General features: G+C 55.1%; 10 protein-coding genes. 9 read left to right on the top strand and 1 reads right to left on the bottom strand.

Annotation, left to right across the window (positions count from 1 at the left end):
- Positions 1-345: 345 nt before the first annotated feature.
- On the top strand, positions 346-1269 hold the full coding sequence (locus F556_RS0125975; protein ID WP_020619933.1) for an AEC family transporter: 924 nt from the start codon (positions 346-348) through the stop codon (positions 1267-1269).
- 111 nt (positions 1270-1380) lie between these two features.
- On the opposite strand, the gene F556_RS36670 is transcribed toward F556_RS0125975, so the two are convergent.
- Positions 1381-1800, bottom strand: coding sequence for a LapA family protein (locus tag F556_RS36670; RefSeq protein WP_020619932.1), 420 nt, complete (start codon positions 1798-1800; stop codon positions 1381-1383).
- Between the two features lie 979 nt (positions 1801-2779).
- On the opposite strand from F556_RS36670, the gene F556_RS0125960 reads away from it, so the two are divergent.
- From F556_RS0125960 to F556_RS36665, 8 genes are all read left to right on the top strand, one after another.
- On the top strand, positions 2780-3208 hold the full coding sequence (locus F556_RS0125960; protein ID WP_020619930.1) for a hypothetical protein: 429 nt from the start codon (positions 2780-2782) through the stop codon (positions 3206-3208).
- A gap of 281 nt (positions 3209-3489) precedes the next feature.
- On the top strand, positions 3490-4251 hold the full coding sequence (locus F556_RS0125955; RefSeq protein WP_020619929.1) for a YveK family protein: 762 nt from the start codon (positions 3490-3492) through the stop codon (positions 4249-4251).
- Positions 4232-4918 carry a CpsD/CapB family tyrosine-protein kinase gene (locus F556_RS0125950; RefSeq protein WP_020619928.1) on the top strand — a complete coding sequence of 229 codons (687 nt, stop codon included), beginning with the start codon at positions 4232-4234 and terminating at the stop codon, positions 4916-4918. The genes F556_RS0125955 and F556_RS0125950 overlap by 20 nt, the downstream gene beginning before the upstream one ends.
- Before the next feature lie 442 nt (positions 4919-5360).
- Entirely contained in the window at positions 5361-6272 is a 912-nt protein-coding gene (gene galU, locus F556_RS0125945) for a UTP--glucose-1-phosphate uridylyltransferase GalU (protein ID WP_020619927.1), read from the top strand.
- Positions 6269-6925: a sugar transferase gene (locus F556_RS0125940; protein ID WP_020619926.1), complete on the top strand. Its 657-nt coding sequence runs from the start codon at positions 6269-6271 to the stop codon at positions 6923-6925. The genes galU and F556_RS0125940 overlap by 4 nt, the downstream gene beginning before the upstream one ends.
- A gap of 668 nt (positions 6926-7593) precedes the next feature.
- Positions 7594-8814 (top strand): glycosyltransferase family 4 protein, encoded by a 1221-nt coding sequence (locus F556_RS35270; RefSeq protein ID WP_020619924.1) that lies wholly within the window; start codon positions 7594-7596, stop codon positions 8812-8814.
- On the top strand, positions 8796-10397 hold the full coding sequence (locus tag F556_RS0125925; protein WP_020619923.1) for a hypothetical protein: 1602 nt from the start codon (positions 8796-8798) through the stop codon (positions 10395-10397). Before F556_RS35270 ends, F556_RS0125925 begins: the two co-directional genes overlap by 19 nt.
- Complete coding sequence (locus F556_RS36665) at positions 10397-11713, top strand: glycosyltransferase family 4 protein (protein ID WP_020619922.1); 1317 nt, start codon at positions 10397-10399, stop codon at positions 11711-11713. Before F556_RS0125925 ends, F556_RS36665 begins: the two co-directional genes overlap by 1 nt.
- Positions 11714-11798 lie beyond the last annotated feature (85 nt).

Raw genomic sequence — 11798 nt, 5'->3', positions numbered from 1 at the left:
GATTGAAGTAACATTTTACCCTTGGATGTGGCAGTAGGCGGACAAAGGATCGCATCAAGTAACATTTTACCCCTGGATGCGGTGGTTGGCGGACAATGGATCGAATGAAGTAACATTTTCCCCTTGGATGCGGCGGTAGGCGGGGAATGGATCGAATGAAGTAACATTTTACCCCTGGATGCGGTGGTTGGCGGACATTAGCTTACATTCGCCTGAACCCAATACCATGTTCAGACTACCCTTCTGTTGGGGACATCTGGGCCATTGCTCTGCTCGGAAATGAGGGCTACAATAGACCTATCCTGTCCACAGATACTTCTACTGGAAAGAAGGCAAGACCATCTTATGTTCATGACCGTCTATACTACATTGCTGCAAGTCATCCTTCCACTCATGATTCCTGTACTGGTCGGCGCGTTGCTGGCCCGTTACAGACAATTAGATACGAAGCCGCTGCTCGTGCTCTACCTTTATTTTCTCAGTCCGGCTATTCTGCTGGATACGCTGCTGACCGCTGAGATTACAATGGGCGACGTCTACAAAACGGTCGGCTTCTCGCTGCTCAACCTGATTCTGCTCTGGCTGCTGGCCCTGGGACTGGGCCGTCTCCTCAGACTGCCACAAGAGGAGCAGGCGGGTCTGACGCTGGTAACGACCTTTACGAATAGTGTGAATTACGGGCTGCCGTTGGTCCTGCTCGCATTCGGGCAGCTTGGGTTGGACAAGGCATCCGTATACGTCATCGGCCAGATGGTGATCGTCAACACGATTGGCATCTATTTTGCGGCTCGCTCCCATTTCTCGGTGAAGCAGGCGATTCATTCGGTGTTCAAGCTGCCAGCGATCTACGCGGCTGTCTTCGCATTTGCCGTACGCAGTATCCATCTGGAGTTGCCTGCGGGGCTGGTCAGCGGGATTTCGATGGCTGCGGCCGCCTACTCGCCTGTGGTATTGGTTGTGCTTGGTGCCCAGATGATGAATGTGAGCAAAGTAAAGCTCGACCCGCAGGTCGTCAAAGGCTTCTGGGCAGGCATGAGCGCTCGGCTGCTCCTATCCCCGTTTGCTGCCTTGTTGGCATTGTTCATCCTGCAGATCGACGGCATCCTGTTCTCGGTGTTGTTCATCTTGTCCTGTATGCCGGTAGCCGTGAATTCCGTTATCTTGGCAGAGCAATTCAAGGCCGCGCCGACGATGGTCGCCAAGTGTATTTTGTGGAGTACACTGATTTCGTTCCCCTTGCTACCTATATTAATTAGTCTGGTTCAATAGCAGCCAGGCCCCTTCTGTCTGAAACACGACAAAGGCCGCCCCCGGATTTCCGGTGGGCGGCCTTTTCACTACGTGTAGCCAGCACGTTATGCTATTGCTAGCTGCGGTTAATTAACGATCGCGATCCGGCGTGCTGCCGTTTAGTCCAGTGCGCGGCTCCTCGCCTGGGAGCGTCGTTTCGTCGGCTGGCTCATGAACGTCAGTTTTAGGAAAGTCCGTGGTAAATCCACCAACTGGCTCGTCGATGATCGGGCTGGTCTGTACACGCTCGGCCTCCGCCAACTGCTTCTCCAACTGCTTGACCCGGCGCTGCATTTGCACCTGGCGCACGAAGCTGAAGAGGAAAACCATCAAACCACCCAGGAGGGTAGAGATGAGGATGACCAAGATCAGCGGGGTCTCGACAGTCGTGAATAAGAAGTTCACCTGCACCGAGTCGACGTTAATGACGGCGAAGATGGCTGTAATCACGGCAAAGACGAGGGCGGAGATAATTAGCCATTGTACTTTCATAGACGATTGATTGCTCATAATGCCGCCTCTTTTCGTAGGTTAATTGGACTATGCTCTCGGCGAGCCGCAGAATCGTTAGAAGTCAGTCCGTACGGATACCGATACCTAATCATAACACCGCTGAGCGCGGATGAATCAGCAGCGGGTGGAACTGGATTTATTTTCTCCCAGGATAAGAATTTCTATGACCAAAACGGCGTAACACTATTATATGAAGAAACACGTTGAAGAGCAGAGGCCTCGGTTGGGAGTGTGAACCAAGGAGAATCCCATTGGAATCGCTGGAAATCCCGGTCTACGCCTCGATAAAAGGTGCCAGAGGCTTAGCAACGTTTTGGCCAAACCCTGCTTACAGGACTATTTATTGTGAAGAGAATACCAAGCAAGTGAGTCGGAATGAATGGTTGGAGGGTTTCATAGGACGAACCATAGTCCCGAAAACGAGTGTAAGCGTTGTGCATTTTACCCAATTTCCAAAAGGAACAAACAAATCTGAATAAATATTAATGAAAGCGGTTGTATTTTTCAGATTTAAGGATATACTTAGTAGTATCCTGCAGAATGAAGGGGGCGCTTTCTCATGATTTTTCGGGAAGGAAGTCTTAGAGTAGGCTATATTAACGGTTTGCTGCTGGCAATTCCGTTCTGGGTCTGCCTGGTTTGGCTGTTATTTCGCTGATCCACTGGCCGCTACCCTGCTCACATCGTTTGTTACTAGTCCCTTTTACTGTTTTTCGTTCGCTGGACCCAGATAGATTTGCATATTAATGCCATTATTTCCGGAGACGGAGAGGATGGCATTTATTTTTTTTCAGAAGAAATCATTGCTATACCTGAATAGTAAGCGGTTACGAGTTGTAAGCAATTTGTAATCGTATTTTATTCGACATAAAGCGACACATATTTTGAAAAAGCTATTTTATAATTATTCAAAACGTATAACATTATTTTGCCAAAATCCTCATACTGAGAATTCAGAAACGGAGGGAATTGACTAATGATGGATCAGGCCAGATCGCTGGCAGCTATGGACTACCGAAGGGAAATTCATCATATGGAACTTTCCGACAGCCTCCAGGCGCTGCTCCTGCGCAAGCAAAAAGCATTGCGGGTGAATGAGTTCCTCAAGCGGCTGGCTCAGGATGAAAGTCTGGCTGAAGCCGGCGGTAAGCAAGATCGACCGACGATGGCGGAATGGCTGCACAGGGCTGAGTATCCGGTCAAAAAAGAGATGGTCTATGATTATGCCAAGCGCAGATATGTGCCTGTCCACACGAAACCGACGGTCAATCTGGCCGAACTGGTTACACTCATTCTGGAGAAGGAAGGCAGCGCCTGCACAGCTGAAGACCTGATCGGTCACGTACTTGAAGGTGGTTCGGTGGATGAATTTTCAAAAAGGTATTTACAAAATAATTCGTATTGAATTATACTCAAATCGACAAATTCTCTAAGTGAATAATAGTTTTCAAGTGAAAAACTGTCATGATAAGCATCTAAAAGAGCTCCTGTACCAAGAATTATGTCTGAACATTCTTACTTCCTTGACTTGTATCCAAGCGGCGAAGAGACAGACATAATTTTTTTTAACTAAAAGGTCGCGTTTTGAATAACTTTAATCAAAAATGTCCAGCTTCTGAAGAAGGTCATACGTATGGCGTCGACAATTACACAGACAAGGTGAAGTGATGAACAGGAGGAAGATCATTGGAACTGAAACAGTATTGGACCATCGTCAAGAAGCGGTTGTGGCTGATCATTATGCTCATGGTACTCGGCGGTGGGGGTGCGGGGCTCTACTCGTACATGGTGATGAACCCGGTGTATGAGGCTTCCACCAAGCTCATCGTCAATCAGTCGAGTGAAGCAAGTATGTTGGCCAAGCTGGATCTGGGGACCATTAACTCCAACATTCAGTTGGTCAAGACCTACAAGGAGATCATCCAGACACCCCGCATCATGGGAGTGGTCGCTGAGCAGCATCCGGAGCTCGGATTGACGGCGCAGCAGCTGGTGCAGAAGATCAATGTCAGTTCGGTCAATGATACTCAGGTGATGAACGTCTCAGCCCGAGATGTCTCCTACGAAAAAGCAGCCCTGATCGTCAACAGCGTGTCTGAGGTATTCATGCAGGAAATTCCGTTGCTTATGCAGGTGGACAATGTCTCCATCCTCAACACGGCAGAGTTAGATCGTACCCCGGCGCCAGTATCGCCTTCGCCGAAGCTCAATATTGCAGCAGCGCTGCTATTGGCAGGGATGTTAGGAATGGGTGCAGCCTTCCTGTTGGAATATTTGGATGACACGATCAAGTCCGAGGACGATGTGATGAAGGTGTTGGATATGCCAACCTTGTCCGTCATTCCCCGAATGAAGGAGCGGGATTTCAGCAGCAACAGCGGCAAGCTGAAGCCCGTACCGGTCGAGAAAAAGGCGAGGAGTGAGAAAAATGTCCCTTTCGAAGCCTAGTCTGCCGCTGATTGCGGAAGTAAATCCAAAATCACCGATATCCGAGGCCTACAAAGTACTTCGTACAAACGTGGATTTCTCCAACTTTGAAGAGGATATCCAGACGGTGATGATTACGTCATCGCGGATGAGTGAGGGGAAGAGCACCACGACAGCCAATCTGGCTGTCACGTATGCCCAGACGGGTAAGCGAGTGTTGTTGATTGATGCAGATATGCGCAAACCGACGCAGCACAAGATTTTTGGCTTGAGCAATCGTTACGGACTGACCTCGGCACTGAGCAACAACAGTGAGCTTCGGGAGGTCGTCATGGATACCGGTATTGACCATCTCAGCCTGCTGCCCTCGGGTCCGGTTCCCCCGCATCCATCAGAGATGCTGGCCTCCAAGCGGATGGAGCTGCTGCTGGAGCGTGCCAGAGGCGAGTACGACATTGTGCTGATCGACACGCCACCGATGATGGCAGTCACCGATGCTCAGATCATGGCCGCCAAGTGCGACGGGGTCATCCTCGTCATCGATGCCGGCAAGGTCAAGAAGGATATGGCGCGCAAGGTAAAAGCCAAACTCCAGCACGCCAACGCCCGCATGCTCGGCGTCGTGCTGAACAACGTCAATCGCTCTGGCTCTGACAGTTACGCCTACTACTCGTACTACGGGAGTTGAGGGGGCAGGGGAAGAGGAGCAAGGATAACGGCAAGAGCAAAGGCAAGAGCAAGGGCGGGGCAACTAATGCGTCGGATGGTGGAGCAAGATTCTGTGGTGCTGCCAGCGTCACACGGTTCGTGAGCTAGCTGATGCGTCAAATTGTCACATTTGGCCAGTCCGTCACTCGTCACTCATGTAGGTAATGTCTCCTGCACCTGTATCACTGGAGGCACTCGGTCACGCTGTGGGTTCCGCCAAGCGGAGCCTTAGACGTTCATCGTCAAGGGTGTGATGTGAGGACGGGTTTGATGCCCGGTAGTACAAATACGAGCTATGGGTTCTTGACGATGGTTGTTCAACAAGCCACTTTTGATCACGAGGCTAATGAACTTCTATTTTAGGCAAGAATCCATACCTGGCATTTATACCAAATACAAAGTAAGGGATAGGGTGATGAGAGATGACGAAAAAAGTAACGAAGGCGATTATTCCAGCTGCGGGACTGGGTACGCGGTTCCTGCCGGCCACCAAGGCGATGCCGAAGGAAATGCTGCCGATTGTCGACAAGCCGACCATTCAGTACATCGTCGAAGAAGCGATTGCCTCAGGCATTGAAGACATCATTATCGTCACTGGTAAGGGCAAGCGCGCGATTGAAGATCATTTTGACCATGCGTTCGAGCTAGAGCACAACCTGTTCGGCAAGGGCAAGTTCGGCCTGCTCGACGAAGTGCGCGCCACCTCCAATGTCGATCTCCACTATATCCGTCAAAAAGAAGCGAAGGGCCTCGGACATGCCGTCTGGTGTGCTAGAAAGTTCATTGGTAATGAACCTTTTGCTGTTCTGCTGGGCGACGACATCGTCCAAGCGGACAAGCCTTGCATCCGTCAACTGGCGGAACAATACGAGTTAACCCAAAAATCGGTGATTGGCGTGCAGACGGTAGGCGACGATCAGACCAACCGCTATGGCATCGTCGATCCGATTCGCAGTCACGGCAGATTGTACGAGGTGAGCCGGTTTGTGGAGAAGCCTCCGCTCGGCGAGGCGCCATCCAATCTGGCAATTATGGGCCGGTATGTGCTGACGCCTGAAATCTTCGATTACCTGGAGGAGCAAGAGATCGGTGCAGGTGGCGAGATCCAGCTGACCGATGCGATCCAGAAGCTGAACCTGGCTCAGGGCGTGTGCGCATATGATTTCGAAGGTGTGCGGTATGACGTGGGTGAGAAGCTGGGCTTCATCATGACCTCGATTGATTTTGCTCTCCGTAGTAATGACTTGCGTGCCCCGCTGCTGGAGCAGCTGGAGGCGCTGATGGGCAAGGAACGGCTCGCTGATCTGACAACGGTCAGGGGGAGCAGCGTATGATCAACCCCAAAGAAGCGCTGCACTCCGGCGTCCTCAAGAACGAACAGGCGGGATACCTCATCGCCAAACGCATCATCGACATGCTAGGGGCGGCCTTCGGGCTGCTCGTGCTGTCACCACTGCTGCTGTTGATTGCGCTGGCGATCAAGCTGGAGGACCGGAAGGGTCCGGTTCTTTTTAGCCAGATTCGCATCGGCAAGAACGGCAAGCCATTCCGGATGTACAAATTCCGCTCGATGGTCTGCGACGCCGAATCGCGTTTGGCCTCCTTGCTGGCCAGTAACGAGATCGAAGGCGCGATGTTCAAGATGAAGGACGACCCGAGAGTAACACGGATCGGCCGCTTCATCCGCCGCACCAGCCTCGACGAGATCCCACAGTTCCTCAATGTGCTGAAGGGCGACATGAGTCTTGTCGGTCCACGGCCGCCGCTGCCGCGCGAGGTCGAACAATACACCTACTACGAGAAACAACGGCTGCTCGTCACACCAGGCTGCACGGGCCTGTGGCAGATCAGCGGGCGCAACCAGTTGAGCTTTCAGGAAATGGTCGAGCTCGACCTCCGCTATATCCGCCAGCGCAGCATCCGCTTCGACCTAACGGTCATCGTCAAGACGGCCGGCATGCTGCTGGGCTCCAAGGACGCGTACTGAGGCGCGACGCCTTGGGGATTGGATGCTTTGCTCGGGCGCAGGGGCTGAGCGAGTTGCAGACGGAAGCTGTAAGGCAAGAAACTTTCGTTGTAGGGCCGAGTGCGGTGCAGACGGAAGCTGTAAGGCAAGAAACTTTCGTTGGAGAGCCGAGTGTGGTGCAGACGGAAGCTGTAAGGCAAGAAACTTTCGTTGGAGAGCTGAGTGTGGCGCAGACGGAAGCTGCAAGTAAAGAAAGTTTCGTTGGAGAGTCGAATGTGGCGCAGACGGAAGCTGTAAGGCAAGAAACTTTCGTTGGAGGGCCGAGTGTGGTGCAGACGGGAGCTGTAAGTAAAGAAAGTTTCGTTGGAGAGCCGAGTACGGTGTAGACGGAAGCTGTAAGGCAAGAAACTTTCGTTGGAGAGTGGAGTTTGGTGCAGACGGAAGCTGCAAGTAAAGAAAGTTTAGTTAGAGTGCCGCGTGCGGCGTGAAGTGAGGGTTGTAAGTAAAGAAAGTTTAGTTAGAGTGCTGCGCGCGGCGTGAAGTGAGGGTTGTAAGTAAAGAAAGTTTAGTTGGAGTGCTGCGCGTGGCGTGGAGTGGCGGTTGCAAGTAAAGAAAGTTTAGTCAGAGCGCCGCGCGCGGCCTGCACATAGAAGGATTGGTTAGTTAACACATTAGGAGGAGGAGCGCACATGCCCAGACCATCGGTCGTTATTGCCCACAGTCTCTACCCGCCGCATATTATCGGCGGGGCGGAGGTGTCGACGCAGATCTTGGCGGAGACCTTGGGCAGCCGCTACGAGGTGACAGTCGTCACTGTCGGCCCGCAGGAGCGGGAGACGGTGGAGGAGTCGCACGGGGGTGTCCGCATCCTCCGGCTGCCGCATCACAACTTATATTGGTTCGGGGATACCCAGAAGCAGAAGAGCACCATGGAGAAAATCGCCTGGCGGATCCGGGATGTCTACAACACTCGGCAAGGCCGCCGCGTCCAGCAGATCCTGGAGCAGATCAAGCCCGATCTCATCCATACGCAAAATCTGGCCGGGCTGAGCCTGTCCGTCTGGCAGGCGGCAAGACGCGCGAATGTGCCGATTGTGCATACCCTGCGGGATTACTCGCTGTTTGATCCGATTCCGTTTCGTAGCTATTCCATGCTCTACCATCAGGCAGCGCGTCGAATGAGCTCGGCCGTCTCGGCGGTAGTTGGCATTTCGGAGCATGTGCTGGCGGAGCACCGCAAGCGCGGTTTCTTCCGCGACGCCGCTGCCGGCGTGATCTCGAATGCCGTCACACCGAGTGTGCAGGCAGAGCAGCTCTACCTGGAGCGAACGATTACGGGCGGACCGCTGCGTGTCGGGTATTTTGGCCAGATTCAGGAGATCAAGGGGGTCCGCCATCTGGTGGAGGCGGTTCGCAGTCTGCCACCGGAGCTCGTCTCTGAGCTATGGATCTGCGGGGACGGGCCAGAGCTGGCGGCGATCCGGGAGCTGGCTGCAGGCGATGCTCGCATTACCTGCACAGGCAAGCTAAGCCGGGCCGAAACGATGCGCCGGATGAGCGAGGTCGACCTGACGGTGGTGCCGTCGGTATGGGAGGAGCCATTCGGACGCGTCATCATCGAGTCGTACCAAGTGGGGACACCGGTGCTGGCGTCACGGATTGGCGGCATCCCGGAGGTGCTGGAGGATCCATCCTGCTGTGCCTTTGATCCGGGCAGCGCCCAGGCGATTGCTGACAAACTGCGCAGCTACAGCACATTATCCGAGGAAGCGCGACGGCATCATAGTGTCTTGTGCCACGCGCACAGCCGGCGCTACGGCACGGACCAACTGCTGGCACATCACGATGAGCTGTACGGACGGCTCCTGTACCCGGCGGAAGGAGCGGCCGCATGGCGACAAGCGCTCTAAGGCTGGCTGCGCCGCCGCGTCCGCTGCTGGCACAGGGTACCGCTGGTGCGGAGACGCTGGTTGGTCGCACGACATGGTTGCTGCTGCTGTTCGTCTCGGTGTATGGTCTGATGTCCGTCTTCGTCGACAACCTGCTGGTCCGCTCCATCAAGGACGTGCTGATGCTGGTGTTCGCGGCGGTCAGTATCCTCTATGTCCTGCAAAAAGGCTCCGTGTTGGGTGCCTCACTGCTAGCGCTGATCGGCGGCATGGTCGTGATCGGCGCTTTTGGCGTGCTGACGGGTATCGACGTGGTGGTCTGGGTGTACGGCGTCAAAATCACGATTCTACCGCTGCTGCTGCTGTTCCTCGGTATGTACATCGCACCGCGGATGCACCGGGGAACCTTGGATCGGACATACCTCGTCGTTTTCCTGCTGGCGATTGGCGGTTGGACGGCGCAATATCTGCTCGGCATGGAACGGCTGATGCAGATGGGCTTCGTCTATGGCGTGAACATCAAGCACTTTGCCGATGGGATGCCGAGGCTGTCGTCGATTGCTTTCAGTCCAGATAACTATGCCTATCTGCTGGCAATCTCCGGACTGCTCTTGGAGCGGTCGAAAATGCTAGCGAATCGCCCCTGGCTGCGGCTGATCGTTATGGTGGCAACCGGCGTATTCCTGATGCTCTCAACGATCCGCTCGGCACTAGTGCTCTGGCTGGTCAGTCAGCTCTGTCTGTTCCTTCTCAAAGTAAGAGGCGAGGGGCAGGGCGGCCTGTTCTGGCTGGCACTTCTGCTGCTGGCAGGTCCAACCGTCGGCACCGGCCTGTTGCTGGTGCTTCAGGAGCGGGATTTGTTATCCATCGGCTCGACGCTCGACCGCTTCAGCCATTGGGGGGATTACCTGGTGTCGCCGATCAGTCTGTTCGGCATGATGGGCTTCGGCCTCGGGGCAGTCGGCGCTGCCAGCAAGCGTACGGTGGCGCTGGGCCGCGAGAATGGCAGCTATGCCGTGGACAACCAGTACCTGGCCATCTATGAACAGATCGGTACCGCCGGCATGCTGTTGATGGCCGTGTTGACGGTGGTGCTGATGGCCAAGCTGCTGAGCAATCTGCGTCATGCCGATGGCGCGGTTCCTGGCTCGGCTGTCGGGTTAGTTGGCGGGCATCAGACAAACAAAGCGGTCTTGCCCGGGATTGCTGCAAGAGACATGGCGTCAGTCATGCCAACGCAGAGAGCTGCTGAGTCGCTGCACGGGAGGCTCGGTCGTCAGCGGACGCAGCAACGCGGGGCGACGAATAGCGACTTGCACATAGCGCACGCAGAAGGTTCGTCCCCCAGCCGCCAAGCTGACCGCTCGCGCGAGACTGGAGGGCAGCCCCCGGCAGTGGAGACACGGCATGGAAATCCGGCACCGGCTATTCAGCGCAATTATATCCGGCAGACGGAGCTGGCCATTGCCCTCATCGCTGGCGGTTTGTTCGCTGGCCTGACCACGAATGTGCTGGAGCTGTTTCCCTATAACGTATTCCTCTGGCTGGCGATTGGCAGCTGCCTGTTCCGGCCGGAAGAGACACAAGATGAAGGAGGTGCATGATGAATTCAGAGCAGCACATTATGATCAACGGCCGCTTCCTGACGCAGTCGGTTACCGGCGTGCAGCGAGTGGCCATGGAGGCTGTGCGGATGCTGGACGAGATGCTGGAGAGCGGCGAAATCGACCGGCGCCAGTATCGCTTCGAGATGCTGGTGCCTCCCGGCAAACGGCAAGAGGTAGAGCTGCGGCACATCCCGGTCCGCGAGGCTGGGCGTATGAGCGGTCATCTGTGGGAGCAGCTGGAGCTGCCGCGTCTGACGCGGGGCAAGCTGCTGGTGAACCTGTGCGGCCCTGCGCCGCTGGCGAAGCGGCAGCAGATCGTGACGATTCACGATGCGGCTATCTTTGCTAACCGCGAGAATTTCTCGCTGGTGTTCCGCAGCTGGTACCGGCTGATGTTTACGGGCTTCCGGATCGCCTCGCGCAAGGTGATAACCGTCTCGCATTTCTCCAAGTCGGAGATTCAGCGCTACTGCGGGATTGGCGAGCGCAAGATTGCGGTGCATCATCTCGGCGTAGACCATATGGCCAAGACGATCGCCGACCACGCGATCCTGGCCAAGCACGGCCTCACCCCAGGCAACTATGTGCTGGCGGTAAGCAGTCGCAGCCCCAACAAGAACTTCGACGCCATCGTCAAAGCGATCCGTCATCTGGGGAACACCGCTTATGACTGTGTGATCGTCGGCGGGGCCAATGCTCAGGTGTTTGGGCAGGCCGAGGTGAGCGGCGTGAACGGGGAAACGGGAGGACACGCGAGAGCGGAGCAGGTTCCTCGTCCTGTCGTGAATCAGGCGGAACTGGCTGGTGTACCAGACAAGCCGCTTGAAGAGGGAGTTGGAGCTCCGGTCTCCGCAGCAGGCAGTACCCATCATGGCGACAGCCATGCGGACTTGATTGCAACCGAAGAACGGATGGCAGGAGCACGCAACGGCGATGCAGCGCAGACGCCCCGCAACCGGGTCAAGCTGCTCGGGTACGTGAGCGACAGTGAGCTTAAGGCGTTGTACGAGCACGCAGGCTGCTTCATCTATCCGTCCTTCTACGAGGGATTTGGATTGCCACCGATTGAGGCGATGTCCTGCGGCTGTCCGGTGATCGTCTCGCAGGCGGCATCGCTGCCCGAGGTGTGCGGACCGCATGCGATCTACTGCGATCCGCACCAGTACACCGATCTGGCCGAGAAAATCCAGCAGGTGATGGGCGACGAGGCCTTGCGCCACTCGCTGCGCGAGCGCGGACTGGCGCATGCGGAGGGGTACCGGTGGCGTTCCTTTTCGGGCGGCTTGTTCCGGGAGATCGTGCAGTCGGGGTAGCAGAATAAGCTCACAAACTATTAAGCGAGTGCTTCCGAAGTGAGTTTTCCTTCGGAAAGCTAAGCTAATGCTTCCGAAGTGAGTT

The sequence above is a fragment of the Paenibacillus daejeonensis DSM 15491 genome (assembly GCF_000378385.1).
Taxonomy (GTDB): domain Bacteria; phylum Bacillota; class Bacilli; order Paenibacillales; family Paenibacillaceae; genus Paenibacillus_D; species Paenibacillus_D daejeonensis.
The sequence above is the reverse complement of the archived record's forward strand: the minus strand, read 5'-3'. Positions and strand labels throughout refer to the sequence as shown.